The organism is Eisenbergiella sp. OF01-20, from assembly GCF_003478085.1.
Lineage (GTDB): Bacteria > Bacillota > Clostridia > Lachnospirales > Lachnospiraceae > Eisenbergiella.
Map to the genome: position 1 here is coordinate 230,227 of NZ_QUES01000004.1, position 17,807 is coordinate 248,033.

Sequence of the window (17,807 nt, forward strand, 5' to 3'; positions counted from 1 at the left end):
CGGCAGCAGGCATGTGGTCAGATATTCAGTTTTGACAGGTTAATGGAGAAGCCGGGATAGATGCTGGCCGGGATATCATCGGTAAAGGAGTACTCATCTACTTTATCTATTCCAAATCGATAAACTGTGATGCGGTTTTTATCCGGATCCACAATCCAGTAATCACGAACACCGGCAATTTTGTAGTTGAGTAATTTTGTCAGATAGTCCATTGCTCTGCTGCTGGGAGACACGATCTCAATAATCCAGTCAGGCGCACCAGAACAGCCCTTATCATTAAGCTTGCCAGGGTCACATATAACGCTGATATCCGGTTCTACATAGGTTTTATCGTTTCCATTCAGAAACACGGCAAATGGGGCTATATCGACCTCACAAGGGCCATTGTTCTTATCAATATAGTCGGATATAACACGCGATAATTGTAAAACAATACGTTGGTGCTTTCGTGCCGGAGGAGCCATATAATAAATCTGGCCGTCAATCAGCTCAGCACGTTCCCCATCAGGCAGAGCGTAAATATCATCGATAGTATAAGTTCTTTCCTGCGGTAATGGCATAAGAGTCACTTCCTTTCATGGTGATGGGTATTCGGTTTGTGAATATCCTTAGTATGGACAGGAGGCAAAGAGTTTACAATTCCTCCTGGGTTTCGTTTATGATTACAGATCCTTTATAGGTACAGCCTAATTTTTGCGCGATTTCTATCATTTCTTTTTCCTGAAAGTTATCACGAGCAAATTTGTTTGATAGATTTTGACGAGATGTTCCCAGTAGTTCAGCAAGTTCTGTAATAGTTAACCCTTTTCTCTTTAGAAGTATTTTGATTTTTTCACCGTAAGTTAAAGCCATCATATCACCTCCTGACTTCATTATACACTATAAAGTGTAATATGTAATTAGAAACAAACAAGAGAATAGCAACCGGGAAGGCCGAAAGCCCCCATAAATTTCAAGCCATATACTGATGAGCGGACCAGAGCGGAAACGATAGTTCAGAAGATGCTTGAAAGGCTGAAGGGCCTATTACCCCGAAAACATTATTAAAGAAGGTAAACACCCTGAAAACTCTGGAAGAGAGGAAGAAAGCCATTGAAAAGCAGATGGAGATTATCCAGGAAGAGGGAAAGCAGGAGCTGCAGGCCAGAGGGACCGAAGAGGAAGCGCAGGGTATTTAAAAACCCCATGCAGCGGCAACTGCACAGGGCTAATAAAAGAAAATACCCGACCACACACCAATGTAGAGGGGATAGTCTGATTATAGCACAGTATTATCCCTCCTGCCAAAGAAAAATTATAGGAGGGCTTTACCAATGCACTATGAAAAACTTCCCCAGGATAATGGGGAAATGAATGGGACTATCAATGAAGAATACAGGGAATACATAGGCAGGCTTCTTTTGATGATAAGCAATGATAGGCTGTTAAAACGGATTGTCTATTCCTTTGCGGCGGCATATCCAAAACAGGAAAATGAATATCAGTTTCCGACAAATGGGATCAAGCGTGGAAAAGAAGGAACTTGTGGATTTGTCAGAGGTAGTGTTTTACCTTAGGATGGGTTTTTCTTCTGTCAATGAAAACAGTGAGGTTGCCGGCTGCCTGTCCGTTTGTAAGCGGAGCTGAACAGAATCGGCAGCGATAAGATTACGGAGCTACAGGAAGCTTTTGCGGAGGTGGAAAAATATTTTGGCCAGCAAGCTGAAACGTAGGAGGAGAATGGTATGCCGAAAAAAACTCTGGGGGCATTGAAAAGCATGCTCAATTCAGCCGTAGGAGATGGAATTATAACCAGAAGTCCGGCTGCTGGGGTAAAGCCGCTGAAGGACGATGGAAAAAAAGCAAGTGAGACATATCACAGGGCCCTGACAGTAGAAGAGCAGACTCTTTTCGTGGAACTGCTGCGCCCGGAATGGTATTATGAACTAATCCCTCTCCTGTTCTGCACCGGAATGCGTGTCGGGGAAGCGGCGGCCATAACATGGAAGGATGTGGATTATATCAATAATGTGATACACATTTCATCGACCCAGAGCCGGACAGAGGGAGGAAAACACACGGTAGATACTCCTGAAAGCCGGACAAGTGATCGAGATATCCCCATGCACTCAGGGATACTTTCGCCACACGCTATATAGAGCAGGGCGGCAGCCCTCAGGTACTGAAAACAATTTTGGGGCATTCCAGCCTGCTATGACAATGGACCTGTATTCCCATGTGCTTCCCAACACAAAACAGCAGGAAATGGACAACATAAAAATACCCCAATCTGTACCCCAATTCTTATTAAACCGGTATAAAACAAGATAAAATATCATAAACTAAGACGAACTGTCAAATGTACTTTATTCCCAGCATTTACGCGGCTTTCCGGGCCTTTGGCAAAGAAAGATAAACATTGACGAACCCGCCCTGATTGTATATACTTAAGTACAATCAGTGTATACAATCAGGAACAGAATAGGTACAGGCACAGGGCGTCCCCTCTCTATCCGGGCTGAAACCCTGCTGCACAGATGGGAGCCGGCAATGGAAGAAATTACATTAAAAGCAATGGCCAAGATCAATTTGGGCCTGGATGTCATAAGGCGCAGGGAAGACGGATATCATGAAGTGAGGATGATCATGCAGACGGTAAACCTGTATGATGAGCTCACCTTCCGGAAACAGCCGGGGGATAAGGTGCGGCTGACCGCCAATCTGCGTTCCCTTCCCACGGACGGGCATAACCTTATCGTAAAAACCGCAGAGCTTCTCAGGAAGGAATTCGGTATCAGGGAAGGCCTGTCTATCCATTTGAAGAAAAAAATACCCGTTGCGGCAGGAATGGCGGGGGGAAGCACCGACGCTGCGGCCGCTTTTGCGGGAATGAATGAGCTTTTCGGGCTGGGCCTGACCCTGGAGGAACTGCAGAAAAGGGCGGTATCGGTCGGTGCCGATGTGCCATACTGCCTGCAGGGAGGAACCGCGCTTTCCGAGGGGATAGGGGAAATCCTGACGGAACTGCCGTCCGCACCCCGCTGTTCGGTCATTATAGCCAAACCTCCCATTCATGTTTCCACCCGTTTTGTTTATGAAAACCTGCGTCTGGACAGCCTGGAAAAACATCCTGATATTGACGGTATCCTGGATAGCATACGGGAAGGCAATATCCTGGGTGTGGCTGAGAGGCTGGAAAATGTGCTGGAGACGGTAACACAGAAGGAATATCCTGTGATTGGACAGATAAAACAATTCCTTGTACACAGGGGGGCGCTGGGGGCATTGATGAGCGGCAGCGGCCCCACCGTATTTGCTTTGTATGACAGGAAGGATCTTGCTGCAAGGGCCTGTGAGGATCTGCGGAGGGCCGGCCTGGCAAAACAGGTATATCTTACCTCTTTTTCCGATAAGACCTGTATCCGTAAATAACTGCAAGAAGATGGGAGTATAGATGAAAGCTGAAGAAAATACCAATGATTACCTGCCGCTGCGAGACGTGGTATTCAATACGCTGCGGGAAAGCATACTGAAAGGGGAGATGAAGCCGGGAGAAAGGCTGATGGAAATCCATCTTGCCAATAAGCTGGGCGTCAGCCGCACCCCGATCAGGGAGGCCATCCGCAAGCTGGAGCTGGAAGGGCTTGTAACCATGATACCCAGGCGGGGGGCGGAGGTAGCACAGATCACCGCGAAGAGCCTGCGGGATGTGCTGGAGGTGCGCCAGGCGCTGGACGCGCTGGCGATGGAGCTGGCCTGTGAGAGAATTTCGGAGGAAGAGATCGGCAGGCTCCGGGAGGCCTGTGATAATTTTGCGGAAATTACCAAAACCCAGGATGCTGTCCGGATAGCCCAGGCCGATGTGGAGCTTCATGATATTATTGTACAGGGCAGCAGGAATGAAAAGCTGGCGCAGATGGTGGGAAATCTTTCCCAGCAGATGTACCGCTACCGCCTGGAATATATTAAGGACGTGAGCCAGCACGGACGCTTGATCGAAGAGCATGAAGAGATATACAGATGCATCAGCAGCAGAGATAAAAACGCGGGGGCCGGTGCGATCAAAATGCATATTTATAACCAGGAACAGTCCATCCTGAACCAGATTCAGCAGAATAAGGGCTCATCCCGGGTATAAGCCGGGCAGCAGCTGTCAATACTTTCCATAGACAAAACGGAAGGGAACTGACAGTATGAAATATAAGGACACATTACGGGATATCGCGGCAGCGGGGCTGCTTGTATGCAGCTTCTGGAATATTTTATATCCGGAATACACCTTTGCGGGCGATGCCTATCAGAAAATAGAGGATGGAACTCCTGTGGAATCCGCGGATAACGTGAAGGATTACTATCAGATACTGGATGCCGGAAAAGGAGAGGTTACGATCCGTTTCAGCTTTATGGAGAAAGAAAAAGGGAAAAAAGCGGATTTGTCCGGAAAAAGAGAGGAAGGCAGCAGTGAAGCTTCCCCCGGCTTCCGGGAGGATGACCAGGTAACGTATTCTGCGGGAGTGGAATGGTAACAGGCAGATTTCCATCGGTTAAAAGTGCCGTTTCGGCGGCGGAATCGAGGAAAGAATGATACAGAGTAAAACAGAGCTGCGAAGCGCTGCAATCGGGGTGTTTGACTCCGGAATCGGCGGCCTCACAGTGGCGCGGGAAATTATGCGCCAGATTCCCAATGAAAGAATCGTCTATTTCGGGGATACCGCCAGGCTGCCCTATGGCAGCAAGTCCCGGGATACGGTAACAAGGTATTCCCGGCAGATCGTGCGCTTCCTGCGTACCCAGGAGGTAAAAGCTATAGTGGTCGCCTGCAATACGGCAAGCGCCTATGCCCTGGACAGTCTGGAAAAAGAAATCGATATTCCCATTATCGGTGTGGTGAAGCCCGGGGCCAGGGTGGCCGCTGAGGTGACCTCGAACGGGAAAATCGGCGTCATAGGGACGGAGGGAACGATTGGAAGCCAGATTTATACAGATTACATACATAATATAAACCCGGATGCAAGGGTAACCGGAAAAGCCTGTCCGCTGTTTGTCCCTTTGGTGGAGGAAGGGCTGCTCCAGGATCCGGTGACGGATGAAATTGCTTCCCGTTATCTGACGGAGCTTATAGATATCGGGATTGATACGTTAATATTGGGATGTACACATTACCCGCTTATCCGTTCCACGGTAGGTCGGATTATGGGGGATAAGGTAACCCTGGTGAATCCTGCTTATGAAACGGCGGCCGAGCTGAAAAAGCTTCTGGCCGCGCATGAGCTGCTGAATCCCCAGGCGCCGGCTTTAGGGGATAATAAATATAAATTTTATGTCAGTGACGGAGCGGAAAAATTTAAACGCTTTGCCAATTCCATCATTAAATATGGAATCCTGTCGGCCAAGACCATTCAGATTGAAGAATACTGACAACAGGAGGTTTGCTATGACAAAAGAGGTAATGGTTTCCATCAAAGGACTGCAGTTTGACCAGGGAGCCGACAGTGAAGAGATTGAAACAATCCAATGGGGCCAATATTATAAGAAAAATGATACGCATTATGTTATTTACGAAGAAGTGATGGAAGGCTACGAGGAACCTACCAAGAACATAATCAAATTCCGCGATCGGGAACTTAACCTGACCAAACGGGGTCTGGTTAATGTTTATATGGTATTTGAAGAAAATAAAAAAAATATGACCAATTATCTCACCCCTTATGGGAGCATCCTGATCGGACTGGATACCGGCAAGGTAACCTATACGGAAAGTGAGAAGGAAATCAGGGTTAATGTGGACTATGCCCTGGAGGTAAATTATGAATATCTCGCAGACTGTAAGATAGAGATGCATATCCGTCCCAAGGAAAACCGGGGTATCAGCCTGATTTCCTGAAGATAAGGAAACGAATAAGGAAACGATGCGGCGGAGGGCTGTTACAAAAAGCATGTTACCAAGTGCTTGCGTAACAGCCCTTTCGTGATACAGGAGGTCATAAAAAGACAGCCAAAAATCATAGTGACTTTTTATGACAAAGCATTTACTATGTAAGAAAGCAGTAAATGAAAGGCTTTGGAAGATATCATGTAACAGACACTGTTATTTTACCATAGTTAATGTAAATACAGGAATATGGGCGTATGGATTATCAGGATATTGAGAACAGGCTGATCCCGCTGCGGGATTATGAAGAAAGCTGCCGGGAAATTTACCTGGCTAACCCGGAGGCCTTCCGGCATGTGGTATGGAACTGGGAAGAATTTAAAGAACGGTTCCGCAGCACCGATAAAAGCGGCTGTACGCTGGGGGAAACGGCTCCGGTATTTATGGGAAACCTTCTCACGGAGCAGGATTGCTTTCCGGATGAAAATATGGAATGCTCCATCATTCTCCATGATCGGTATGCCCCGCCGTTTTACCATAACCTGAAGTTCATCAAGGTGGTATATGCGCTCAGGGGCAGATGCCGTTTTTTTGCCCAGGGTAAGACCCAGGACAGGGAGACACTGCTGGAAGAGGGGGACTTTTGTGTTGTCCCTCCGGAAATGAACCAGGCGGTTTTTACCTGGGAGGAGGATGCGGTGACTGTCAATATCATCCTCAAGCGCAGCACTTTCGGAGAGGCCTTCTACAGCCTGCTTCTGGAAAATGACAGCATTTCTGATTTTTTCTGGCAGATGCTTTACAGTAAGGGAAGCGGACGGGTGTTGGTGGTCCGCTGCGGCAGGGATGAGCGCCTGCGCAGGATCGTGCTGGAAATGTGTGAGGAAGGCCTGCTGCAGAAAAAGAGCCGGGAAGCCGGAGGCAGCCTGATGATGAAAGGCTATGTGATGCTTTTGTTCGGATGGGCGCTGAAAGCCCACCAGCAGGAGATGGAAAACATGGGGAGCATCCGTGTGAGCGAAGCCGCTCTGCCCATGATTGTACGGTATATCCGTGAGAATTACACGACGGTGACCCTAACCTCCCTGGCAAAGCATTTCGGAAAAAGTGAAGGCTACTTAAGCCGGTATATCCGGCGGGAAACAGGAAAAACGTTCCGTTTCCTGCTGAAGGAATTCCGGATGAAGCAGTCTGCGGGGATGATTGAAAATTCCTCCTGCAGCATAGAAGAGGTAGCCGCTGCGGTAGGATATTCGGATATCAGCTGCTTTTACAGAAATTTTAAGGAAAGCTTCGGCTGCACACCCCAGCAGTACCGCAGCAAGAAAAATCAGGTAAGCTTATAATTGCAGGAAGTAACGGCGGCTGTTTTTATCCAGCCGGCCGGTTCAGGCCGGGCAAATAGGCGTGTCCGGCAGTCATAATAACAGGTGCGTTGCAGCGCACGGAGAGGGATTACATATGGAATGGAAGGCTAAATGGATCAAACCGTCTCAGGAGATGGGAGAGGTCTGCCCTGTTTTTGTCAGGGAATTTGACCGCAGCAGGGAATGGGGGAGACAGATTGCCAAAGCGGAACTAAAGGTGACGGCATTGGGGGTATATGAGGCAGTCCTGAATGGAAAGCGGGTGGGCGATTATGTGCTGGCACCCGGGTGGACCTCCTATAAAACAAGGCTTCAATATCAGGTTTATGATATTACTAAGCTTCTGGAGGACGAAAACCTCCTTACCGTTACGGTAGGCAAGGGCTGGTACAGAAGTCCGATACCAGGATGGATTACCGAAGAAGGGAAAGCGCAGAGAGCGGCTGTCCCTGCCGGGCTGCTCGCTGAAATAACGGTTACGGATACGGAAGGGAATTCCTTTGTCATGGGGACGGATGAAAGCTGGAAGGCGGGGGAAAGTAAAATCCGTTTCAGTGAGATCTATGACGGAGAAACCTTTGATGCAAGCTTTGAGGCCGGGGAATATCTTCCGGCTGCCGTATTTGACTGGACCACGGATAACCTGATCCCCCAGGAAGGGGAGGTCATTACCGAACAGGAATATGTGAAGGCCGCTTCTGTATTTACGGCTCCCAATGGGGAAACTGTAGTGGATTTCGGACAGGAAGTGACCGGTTACCTTCAGTTTACGGTAGACGCCAAAGCGGGGGATATGGTAGAAATATCCCACGGGGAGGTTCTGGACAAAGACGGTAATTTTTATAATGCCAATTACCGTGCTGCAAAAGCCAAAATATATTATACCTGCTGTGACGGAGTGCAGACATATAAACCGAAAATGACATTCTTCGGTTTCCGTTATATCCGCCTGGATCAGTTCCCGGGGACACCGAAGCCGGAACTTTTTTATGCCATAGCCGTGCATTCCGATATGAAACGCACCGGTTATCTGCGTTCCTCCAATCCGCTGCTGAATCAGCTTTTCAGCAATATCATCTGGGGGCAGAAGGGAAATTTCCTGGATGTGCCCACCGACTGCCCGCAGCGTGACGAACGCATGGGCTGGACCGGTGATGCGCAGGCCTTTGTAAAGACGGCAAGCTATAACTATGATGTGGACCGGTTTTTTACTAAATGGCTGGCGGATATGGCTGCGGATCAGCTTCCCAACGGTTCGATCGGCCATGTGGTGCCCACGCTGTATGTGGGAAGCGGCAGCGCCGCCTGGGACGATGCGGCTACGATTTGCCCCTGGCAGATCTATCTCACCTATGGGAACAAAGAAATCCTTGCCAGACAGTTTGACTGCATGAAGAAATACATCGGCTTCATCACCGATACCACGAAGGATGCCTGGCTGTGGACGGGCGGGGAGCATTATGAAGACTGGCTGGGGCTGGATGCACCTGTGGGAAGCTATAAGGGATCCTCCCGTGCAGATTTCATCGCCTCCGCATTTTATGCCCATTCCACCTCTCTTGTGGTGAAAGCGGGAAAAGTGCTGGGGGAGGATGTGAGCTTCTATGAGGAGCTGTACCGGAATATTGTGGAAACCTTCCGTAAGACCTTTACCGATTACCGTACCCAGACCGAGCATGTTCTGGCGGTGCACTTTCACCTGGCGGAGGATCCGCAGAAGACCGCGGATGCCCTTGCGGATATGGTGGTTTCCTGCGGCAGCAAACTGCAGACGGGCTTCGTGGGCACGCCTTATCTTCTCCATGTGCTCAGCAGCTATGGACATACCGATTTGGCATATACACTGCTGCTGCGTACCGAATATCCTTCCTGGCTGTATCCGGTTACCAAAGGGGCGACCACCGTATGGGAGCATTGGGACGGCATCATGGAGAACGGCGATTTCTGGAGTACGGATATGAATTCCTTCAACCATTACGCCTACGGCGCTGTAGCCGACTGGGTATATGAAGAGGCGGCCGGAATCCATACCGTGGAAGAGGCGCCCGGCTTTGAACGGGTGAGGATTGCGCCGCAGCCCGATACCAGGCTGGAATGGCTGGAAGCTTCTATTGATACGAGAAAGGGTCTTGTCCGTTCGTTGTGGAAGCAGGAGGAAGGCCGTATCCGCTATGAAATCACCACCCCTTCTCCGGCAGTTATCGTGATTGACGGCGTGGAAACCGAAGTTGGCCCGGGGGAATATATCTTTTATTCCCATGAACAATAAATAAGCCAGACGGAATGTATAGAGTAAGGCAGCTGATCTGCCGGGGGAGCACGTAAACCTCCGGGGGCCGGCTGCTTTTTTATTTGCACCTCTGAACAGAAAGCAATTTTCAAACCCGTGCGGATCTGTGGTACAATGACAATAACCGTAAAAATACGGAACAGTTGGCAAGGATAAATAAAAGAAGAGGATTCTTAAGGAGGAGTGGAACATGGAGGAATGGAAGGTAATCCCGCCGCTTGAGGCGGGGGCGGGGGAGTTTCCGGAATCGGAGGAATTGCCGCAGGGGGTGAAAACGGTAAGATGGAAGGATACCTTTGGGTATGATGTGGAGTTCCTGCCGGATGAGGTGTATGCCAACAGGGACGGCATGAACCTTCATTTGCAGCTGTTGATTCCCAAAACGGCGGAGGAGGCGGACAGAAAATGGCCTTTGCTGGTATTCGTGCAGGGGTCTGCCTGGCATAAGCAGGATCTGTACTGTCATCTGCCTAACCTTCTGCGTATGAGCCAGCGCGGCTATGCCATAGCGATTGTGGAATACCGGCCCAGTGAGACCGCACCCTTTCCGGCGCAGGTAGTGGATACGAAGGCGGCGATCCGGTTTTTGAAAATAAATGCATCCCGGTACAGGGTAGATGCGCAGCGTGTGGCTTTGTGGGGGGATTCCAGCGGCGGGCATACGGCGCTGATGGCAGGTTTTACAGGAGACAGGGAGCCGGATATGGATGCCTACAGGGAACAGTCGGCGTGCGTGCGGTGTATTGTGGACTGGTATGGGCCTACGGACATTGGGAAAATGAATTTCTATCCCAGCGTGCAGGATCATATCGGCCCTGAAAGCCCCGAGGGTTGTGTTATCGGCGGGAAAAATGTGCTGGAGAATCCGGAACTGGCCGAAGCCACGGTACCCATGAATTATCTGGAAAGGGACAAAGAGACGCCGCCGCTGTTGATCATGCATGGGGGAAGCGATATGCTGGTTCCCTTTAACCAGAGCTGCCGCTTGTATGAAAAAATGAAGGAGCTGGATAAAACGGTGGAATTCGTCAAGCTTGTGGGTGCGAACCATGGGTTTGGAGGCTTTAACTGTGAAGAAGCGCTGGATGCGGTGGAGGAGTTTATCAGAAAGTATATCTGATATTCCGCCGGTGAGGCAGATAAGGGGAGGATTAACATGCTGCAGTTTCGAACAGAAAAACTAACGGACCGGGTAACCAGAATCTACGGCTTCTGCGGAGAACTGATGTATCTGGTGGAAGGGAGCAGGAAAGCCGCCCTGCTGGATACCGGGACAGGTATCAAAAGCCTGAAGGCCTGCGTGGAGAAGCTGACGGATAAGCCTGTTATGGTGCTGCTCACCCACGGCCATGTGGATCATGCCATGGGGGCCCCGGAATTTACAGAAGTGTATATGAACCATAAGGATGATTCGATCTATAACGATCATTGCTCCCTGGAATTCAGGAAGGAAGGGCTTGCCGGGACTCCTTTGGAATGGGAGGTGGAACCGGACGATTTTATCCCCGAAGCACCCTGCGGGGATTTCCGGGATTTGTCGGACGGGGATGTTTTTGATTTGGGAGACACCACCATTGAGGTGTACGACTGCCCGGGGCATACCCTTGGTTCCGTGGTCATGCTGATTCCTCAGGAGCGTTCGGTTCTTCTCGGAGATGCGTGCAATTATTTCACATTCCTGTTTGATTACTACTCCACAACGATAACGGAATATGAGGAAAGCCTGAAAAAACTTTCCCGAAAGCTGGAAGGGAAATTCGATACCGTTTATCTTTCCCATGGAGACGGGAACGGGCATAAGGAGATTCTGGAGGATGTAATCGCTGTTTGTGAGGATATTAAGGCGGGGAATACCGATGATGTCCCTTTTTCCTTTATGGGAAAGAGAGGGCTGATTGCCAGGGCCGTGACCCCTCAGATGGGCCGGAAGGACGGCGGAAGAGGGAATATTGTATACAACAGGGAACGGATATAGCGAAGCCTTCCCGCAGGAATAAAACAGGCATAAAAATAGCTGCCGGATGTATGCCATCCGGCAGCCGTTATTTTTCCGGAGAGAGTTTGAAAATTGCGGGAATGAATTTTCAAACTCTCTCTTGTGCATCCGACGGCGCACATTTCATCTATGCCCTGCAGGCAAGTGCACAGGCTCCTTACTTCAGCGGTTTGGCTCCTGCCTTTTCCTGAAGCTTCTCCACATTGCGCTTAAACCAGCCCTTTTTCTTGGCAGGCTTCACAATAGCGGTTCCGTGCAGCCCTTTTACAGCAGTGATATAAATACCGCTCACGGTAGCTTTTACTTCTTTCTTTACCGGTACGGATTCAAAAATACTTTCCTCGCATACAAGGGTCATGACCTGGGGGCCGACCTTTGCTTTAACGATAGGAAGCTTGGAACCACGCAGCAGCTTGGGAGTCTGTTCTATCACCGCGGCGGGCAGCCCGGCATCCTTCAGCTTCATCCTTTTTTTGTCAATAATCAGCATGGATACGGTCTGTTTGTAGGCTTCGATCTGTTCCTGCTGTTCGGCCTGCTTCTTCTGCGCTTTTTTTCCGAGGATGTATAAAACGACAACCGCAACGATTAAGACAGCCAATATGACTAATAATACTATAGTAACTGTATTCACGTGGAAACCTCCTTATGTTATATGCAAAAATATTGTAGCAGACTTTCGGGGATTAAGCAAGGAATTGGTTACCGTTATTTCTTAAATATATGTGAATTACCGTAACTAAGGGTTTTAAGAAAGAAAAAAATATGATACAATGACAGACGGTGCAGGTTGCGCTATTGTGAATGATAAGAGGAGACAAATCATGAAAAAATTTATTACGACAATTACAGTACTGGCCCTGTCAGCTTCTGTACTTGCAGGATGCGGCAAGTCGGCGGACAGCGGGGAAAGCACCCAGGCCGCTACTGAAAGCAGCACGGAAACCGGAACCCAGGCGGAAACCGGGACGGAGACCGTGGAATATGGAGACGATGCCTATGTTGACGGGATTAACGTAGGGGATTATGTGACGTTGGGAGAATATAAAGGCATCGAAGTTACGGCGGAAGCTCCGGCGGTAACCGATGAATATCTGCAGAGCTATATCGATTATGTGCTGCAGAGCAACATGGTGACTACGGATATTACGGACAGGGCCGTTCAGAACGGAGACTTTACTAATATTGACTATGAAGGAAAGATTGACGGAGTGGCATTCGACGGCGGTACCGCCCAGGGATACGATCTGGAAATCGGATCCGGAAGCTTTATCCCCGGCTTTGAGGATGGCCTGATCGGCGCTGCAATCGGTGAGACCAGGGATGTAACGGTTACTTTCCCGGAAAGCTACCCCAGCGAAGAGGTGGCAGGCAAAGAAGCGGTATTTACGGTTACGGTAAACAGCATCCATACGGAGACTATCCCGGAACTGACCGACGAACTGGTTAAGGGGCTGGAAGGAAACTGCAGCACGGTTGACGAATACAGACAGTATGCGTATGAACTGCTTATGGAAGATGAGCAGAGCACCCATGACTCCAACGCACAGATGGATATTTTAGCCAAAGTGGTGGAAAATTCCGAATTCAAGGAGCCTCCGGCTGAAATGGTGACAAGGTACTATGACAGGATTAAATCCAATATGTCCTCCTATGCCGCCATGTATGGCTATGATCTGGAAAGTTTTATGGCTGCTACCGGTTCTTCAGAGGAACAGCTCCAGGAATCCGCGGAACAGGCTTCCAGGGAAATCATCGCCATGAAGGCTATAGCCGATGCGGAAAACCTGAATGTGACGGATGAGGATATGGATGAAGAGCTTGCAAAGAATGCGGGCGATTATGGCTATGAGGATGTGGAGGAATACAAAAAAGCTCTGGATCTGAAGGGGTATAAGGAATATATGATGACCGAAAAGGTGCTGTCTTTCCTTTTTGATAATGCGGTGATAACCGATACCCAGCCGGAAGAAACAGCGGCTCAAGAAACATCTGCGGAGGAAACCGCCCAGGCAGATGAGACCGAAACGGGGACGGCAGCCGAGACAGCTTCCGAAACACAGACAGAAACGAAATAACAGCAGGATAACAATAGTAACGAAAAAGTAACGTAGGGGGAACGCTGAAAGAAGTGCACTTTCAGCTCCTCAGATTGGAAATGCGGCCAAAGCCGCAGCGGGAGTGAAAATGGAACTGACAAACATCAAGGATTTATTCAGAGAAAAAGAACAGTATAAGGAAAAGCAGGTAACTGTGGGAGGATGGGTCAGAAGCAACAGGGACTCCAAAAATTTCGGTTTCCTTGTGGTCAATGACGGAACCTTCTTTGAGCCGCTTCAGATTGTATATGGCAGTGAAATGACAAATTTCGGGGATATAACGAAAATAGGCGTGGGTGCGGCTGTTGTGGTAACCGGCAGGATTGTGGAGACGCCCGGTGCAAAGCAGCCTATTGAAATGCAGGCGGAAGAGGTTCTTGTGGAAGGGGCTTCCCCGGCGGATTATCCGCTGCAGAAAAAGCGTCACAGCTTTGAATACCTTCGTACCATATCCCATCTGCGTCCCAGAACGAACACCTTTCAGGCAGTTTTCCGTGTCCGTTCCCTGGCAGCTTTCGCCATTCACAGATTTTTCCAGGAAAGGAATTTTGTGTATGTGCATACGCCCCTGATTACCGGAAGTGATTGTGAAGGCGCCGGCGAAATGTTCCAGGTAACCACCCTGGATCTGGAAAATGTGCCCAGGACGGAAGAAGGAAAGGTGGATTACAGCCAGGACTTTTTCTGCAAGCCCACCAATCTCACGGTGAGCGGGCAGCTGGATGCGGAAACCTATGCGTTTGCTTTCCGTAATGTTTACACCTTCGGGCCTACCTTCCGCGCGGAAAATTCCAATACCACACGCCATGCTGCGGAATTCTGGATGATTGAGCCGGAAATGGCCTTTGCGGATCTGAAGGATGATATGATTCTGGCAGAAGGCATGCTGAAATATGTAATCCGTTATGTGCTGGACAACGCCCCGGAGGAAATGGCTTTCTTTAACCAGTTTGTGGATAAGGGCCTGATTGAACGTCTGGAGCATGTACTTTCTTCCGAGTTCGGACATGTGACCTATACCGAAGCCATTGAAATCCTGGAAAAGCACAATGAGGAATTTGAATACAAGGTTCATTGGGGAAGCGACCTGCAGACCGAGCATGAGCGTTTTCTTACCGAGAAGGAATTCAAGCGCCCTGTTTTTGTGACCGATTACCCGAAAGAGATCAAGGCCTTTTATATGAAGCTGAATGAAGATGGCAAAACGGTTGCGGCTATGGACTGCCTGGTTCCCGGTATCGGTGAGATCATCGGCGGTAGCCAGAGGGAGGACAAGCTGGAGCTGCTGGAGAAGCGTATGGAGGAAATGAACCTTAATAAAGAGGATTATGACTTCTATCTGGATTTAAGGCGTTACGGATCCGCACGCCATGCCGGCTTTGGGCTTGGCTTTGAAAGATGCGTTATGTACCTGACCGGAATGGGAAATATCAGGGATGTCATTCCTTTCCCCAGGACAGTAAAGAACTGCGAATTATAAGGCAAATACCTGAGTCCAATACCCCGCCGCAGCACCCAGGTGGACGCATAAATGCGTCCGTATGGCTCGTTGTAAGGGAAAATAAAACTGACAGATAAAGTGCACCGATGGATACGTAAGAAGGGCAGAATATGCGGAAGAAATTTACCAGTCTGATTTTGATATTAATATTGGCTTTCACCATGACGCAGACAGCATATGCTACCAGTATCAGCGACCTTCAGAAGCAGCGGCAGGAGAAGGAAAATGAGAAGAAAGGCACCCAGAACCAGCTGGATTCCCTGAATGATCAGATCAATGACCTGTCCGGGGAAAAAGAGGATGTGGATGCCGAAATCAGCGGTTTGACAAGCCAGATTGCGGAAATCATGGCAAGCGTCAGCCTGCTTGAGGACGAAATCGCGGATACGGAGGAGCAGATTGAGCAGGCACAGAAGGATTATGATGCGGCCAAGGAAAAAGAAGATGCCCAATATTATGCCATGAAAAAACGGATCCAATATTTGTATGAAAAAGGAGAGACCAGCTATATCGAACTTCTGATGGCGTCTAAAAGCTGGTCGGATATGCTGAACAAGGCGGAATATGTGCAGGAAATCTACACCTATGACAGAAATATGCTGGATGATTATGCAGCGACGGTAAAACAGGTGGCCGAACTGAAGGAGAGCCTGGAGGAACAGAAATCCGAGCTGGAGGCAGCCGAATATGAGCTGGAGCAGGAAAAAGCATCCCTGCAGGAATCCCTGGACGAACAGAAAGCCATCGCCGCGGATTATGAGGTCCAGCTGGCTAAGGCAAAGCAGGAGGCGGCGGCCTATAAAGCCAGGATAAAGCAGCAGAATGCGGAGATCCAGAAGCTGGCATCGGCCGAACAGGCCAAGAAGGCGGAAGAGGAGGCAAAGAAAAAAGCGGCGGAGCAGAAAAACAATGCATCTTCTTCCCAAAGCTCTTCCGGCACACCCGCCACCTCGGGAGGTGCGAAAACCGTACCGCCCAAAATGGGCAGCGGTTCTGGCAGCGATATCGCCCAGTATGCCTGTCAGTTTGTAGGCAACCCCTATGTACCGGGGGGAACCAGCCTGACCAACGGGGCGGACTGCTCCGGCTTCACGCAGTCGGTTTATAAGGTATATGGCTACAGCCTTCCCAGGAATTCCGCTTCCCAGAGAAGCGCGGGAAGGGAAGTGTCTTATGAAGAGGCACAGCCGGGCGATCTGATCTGCTATGCCGGACATGTGGCTATTTATCTGGGAAACGGCAGAATTGTCCATGCCAGCAGTGTGAAAACGGGAATTAAATACGGATATGCCACCTACAAGCCGATTCTGTCGGTGAGAAGAATAGTGAACTAGATACGTATGCTGACCGGCCGGATTGGAACGCAGCATACGGTGCAGCCACAAAACAGCAGCGGCCCCGACGCAGGTTAACATCCGTCAGGGGCCGCTGCCATGTTCCGAAGGAAGCCGTAGGAAAAGGCCGGGGAACGGACGGGGACAGGCGGTTTAGTTACCGCCGGGTATCAGCCGTTTTCCCGGATGCAGGAAAGCAGATACGAGAGGGCTTGTTCCGCCAGCTCGGACATGGAGTATTCCCCCACGCCCACGACATGCTGGCTGCATTTGTTTACCGGCAGGAGTATCTTCATAGCCTGGCTGCGGCCTACTGCCACCGCCATGGCGGGAGTCACCTCTCCCAATAAGGCATCGGCCGCCATGATACCCAGCGGACCTATGATATAATCCGCATCCCGGCAGTTTACCAGCACCGGGTTTTCTCCGGTGGCGCCGTAATCGGCTCCGGCCTTCAGCATGGCGGCAGTGGCCGTACTGTTGGTTCCCAGGGCATAGATTTCCGCGCCCGGTATGGAGGCTTTCTTTATTTTTTCAGCAAGCAGGCCGCCCATGCGGCCTCCCTGTCCGTCAATAATCAGGATTTTCATTCGTTGCGGCCCTCCGTTCAGGAATTGGGAAACAGCTGGTATTCCACGGTAATCAGTGCTTCCACTTCCAGCTCACCCGGCATAATGGTTACGCTGCCGGTATCCGCAGCTGCGGACAGATTCGTTTTTTCCATAAGGGAATTATCCGTGTAACGCGCCTGGCTGTAGCTGCTTTGTTCCCTGAGATCCGTTATATCACCCAGCTGGCAGCCGGCGGCGGCCGCCATGGCCTCTGCCTTTGTCCTGGCGGCTTCGATGGACAGGCGCAGGGCTTCCTGATAGCTTTCGTCATATTTGCTGGATAAATAGGAGATGGACTGGATGTTGTTGATTCCCGCGTTAACGGACTGGGTGAGGATATCCCCCAGCCGGTCGATGAGTAGATCCGATACGGTCAGTGTGGTTGTGGCCTCATAACCGATAAGCTTCCGGGTATCATTGCTCCAGTCATAGCGGGGATTCATATAATAGCCGGTAGTCTGGATGGAGCCTTCTTCCACGCCCAGGCTTGTGAGAAGCTCCACTACCTTGTTTACATCCTGGGTATTCTGCTGCTGGCAGCCGGCCGCGTCCGTGCCTTCCGTCTGGACGGAATAAACAACCTCGGCGATATCCGGCACTACATTGACCTTTTCGCTGCTGTTCACGGTTATGGTACTTACATCGGGTTCCGCCGCGGAAGGAACAACGGCGATGGTTCCGTCACTATTGTTGCATGCGCTCAGGGTGAGCATGGCGGCTGCGGCAGCCGCTACTATCATTTTTTTCATAAGAACTCC

Annotated in this window: 20 protein-coding genes; 15 read left to right on the forward strand and 5 right to left on the reverse strand. The window is 49.9% G+C overall.

Annotated elements, in window-relative coordinates:
* Positions 1-17 precede the first annotated feature (17 nt).
* Positions 18-560: a Uma2 family endonuclease gene (locus DXA36_RS07975; RefSeq protein ID WP_118678077.1), complete on the reverse strand. Its 543-nt coding sequence runs from the start codon at positions 558-560 to the stop codon at positions 18-20.
* 73 nt (positions 561-633) lie between these two features.
* Positions 634-855 (reverse strand): helix-turn-helix transcriptional regulator, encoded by a 222-nt coding sequence (locus DXA36_RS07980; RefSeq protein WP_321011304.1) that lies wholly within the window; start codon positions 853-855, stop codon positions 634-636.
* A 458-nt stretch (positions 856-1,313) separates the two neighbouring features.
* Here DXA36_RS07980 and DXA36_RS07985 point away from each other — a divergent pair, with 458 nt between their 5' ends.
* From DXA36_RS07985 to DXA36_RS08040, 12 genes are all read left to right on the forward strand, one after another.
* Complete coding sequence (locus DXA36_RS07985) at positions 1,314-1,556, forward strand: hypothetical protein (protein WP_118678079.1); 243 nt, start codon at positions 1,314-1,316, stop codon at positions 1,554-1,556.
* A 168-nt stretch (positions 1,557-1,724) separates the two neighbouring features.
* Positions 1,725-2,138 (forward strand): site-specific integrase, encoded by a 414-nt coding sequence (locus tag DXA36_RS07990; protein WP_118678081.1) that lies wholly within the window; start codon positions 1,725-1,727, stop codon positions 2,136-2,138.
* On the forward strand, positions 2,135-2,197 hold the full coding sequence (locus DXA36_RS34385; protein ID WP_412249459.1) for a hypothetical protein: 63 nt from the start codon (positions 2,135-2,137) through the stop codon (positions 2,195-2,197). Before DXA36_RS07990 ends, DXA36_RS34385 begins: the two co-directional genes overlap by 4 nt.
* A 332-nt stretch (positions 2,198-2,529) precedes the next feature.
* On the forward strand, positions 2,530-3,411 hold the full coding sequence (gene ispE, locus DXA36_RS08000; RefSeq protein WP_118678142.1) for a 4-(cytidine 5'-diphospho)-2-C-methyl-D-erythritol kinase: 882 nt from the start codon (positions 2,530-2,532) through the stop codon (positions 3,409-3,411).
* A 22-nt stretch (positions 3,412-3,433) separates the two neighbouring features.
* Positions 3,434-4,117, forward strand: a complete 684-nt coding sequence (locus DXA36_RS08005; RefSeq protein WP_118678083.1) for a GntR family transcriptional regulator — start codon at positions 3,434-3,436, stop codon at positions 4,115-4,117.
* A 55-nt stretch (positions 4,118-4,172) separates the two neighbouring features.
* Positions 4,173-4,505 carry a hypothetical protein gene (locus DXA36_RS08010; RefSeq protein WP_118678085.1) on the forward strand — a complete coding sequence of 111 codons (333 nt, stop codon included), beginning with the start codon at positions 4,173-4,175 and terminating at the stop codon, positions 4,503-4,505.
* Between the two features lie 55 nt (positions 4,506-4,560).
* Positions 4,561-5,397 carry a glutamate racemase gene (gene murI, locus DXA36_RS08015; RefSeq protein ID WP_118678087.1) on the forward strand — a complete coding sequence of 279 codons (837 nt, stop codon included), beginning with the start codon at positions 4,561-4,563 and terminating at the stop codon, positions 5,395-5,397.
* A gap of 16 nt (positions 5,398-5,413) precedes the next feature.
* The gene (locus tag DXA36_RS08020; protein ID WP_118678089.1) at positions 5,414-5,863 is read left to right on the forward strand and encodes a DUF1934 domain-containing protein; all 450 of its coding nucleotides are present in this window, start codon (positions 5,414-5,416) and stop codon (positions 5,861-5,863) included.
* A gap of 245 nt (positions 5,864-6,108) precedes the next feature.
* Positions 6,109-7,197, forward strand: a complete 1,089-nt coding sequence (locus tag DXA36_RS08025; protein WP_118678091.1) for an AraC family transcriptional regulator — start codon at positions 6,109-6,111, stop codon at positions 7,195-7,197.
* Positions 7,198-7,312: 115 nt separating this feature from the next.
* Positions 7,313-9,487 carry an alpha-L-rhamnosidase gene (locus tag DXA36_RS08030; protein ID WP_118678093.1) on the forward strand — a complete coding sequence of 725 codons (2,175 nt, stop codon included), beginning with the start codon at positions 7,313-7,315 and terminating at the stop codon, positions 9,485-9,487.
* A 211-nt stretch (positions 9,488-9,698) separates the two neighbouring features.
* The gene (locus tag DXA36_RS08035; protein WP_118678095.1) at positions 9,699-10,628 is read left to right on the forward strand and encodes an alpha/beta hydrolase; all 930 of its coding nucleotides are present in this window, start codon (positions 9,699-9,701) and stop codon (positions 10,626-10,628) included.
* Positions 10,629-10,664: 36 nt separating this feature from the next.
* Entirely contained in the window at positions 10,665-11,483 is an 819-nt protein-coding gene (locus DXA36_RS08040) for an MBL fold metallo-hydrolase (protein WP_118678097.1), read from the forward strand.
* Between the two features lie 178 nt (positions 11,484-11,661).
* Here the strand turns inward: DXA36_RS08040 and DXA36_RS08045 are convergent, their stop codons facing one another.
* Complete coding sequence (locus tag DXA36_RS08045) at positions 11,662-12,138, reverse strand: hypothetical protein (protein WP_118678099.1); 477 nt, start codon at positions 12,136-12,138, stop codon at positions 11,662-11,664.
* Positions 12,139-12,328: 190 nt separating this feature from the next.
* Between DXA36_RS08045 and tig the strand changes: the two genes are divergently transcribed.
* The 3 genes from tig (at position 12,329) to DXA36_RS08060 (ending at position 16,438) form a co-directional block, all read left to right on the forward strand.
* Entirely contained in the window at positions 12,329-13,582 is a 1,254-nt protein-coding gene (tig, locus tag DXA36_RS08050; RefSeq protein ID WP_182478982.1) for a trigger factor, read from the forward strand.
* Positions 13,583-13,691: 109 nt separating this feature from the next.
* Positions 13,692-15,083 (forward strand): asparagine--tRNA ligase, encoded by a 1,392-nt coding sequence (asnS, locus tag DXA36_RS08055; protein WP_118678103.1) that lies wholly within the window; start codon positions 13,692-13,694, stop codon positions 15,081-15,083.
* A 131-nt stretch (positions 15,084-15,214) separates the two neighbouring features.
* The gene (locus DXA36_RS08060; RefSeq protein ID WP_118678105.1) at positions 15,215-16,438 is read left to right on the forward strand and encodes a C40 family peptidase; all 1,224 of its coding nucleotides are present in this window, start codon (positions 15,215-15,217) and stop codon (positions 16,436-16,438) included.
* Between the two features lie 170 nt (positions 16,439-16,608).
* On the opposite strand, the gene DXA36_RS08065 is transcribed toward DXA36_RS08060, so the two are convergent.
* Complete coding sequence (locus DXA36_RS08065; RefSeq protein ID WP_118678107.1) at positions 16,609-17,028, reverse strand: DUF3842 family protein; 420 nt, start codon at positions 17,026-17,028, stop codon at positions 16,609-16,611.
* Positions 17,029-17,045: 17 nt separating this feature from the next.
* Entirely contained in the window at positions 17,046-17,798 is a 753-nt protein-coding gene (locus tag DXA36_RS08070; protein WP_118678109.1) for an SIMPL domain-containing protein, read from the reverse strand.
* Positions 17,799-17,807 lie beyond the last annotated feature (9 nt).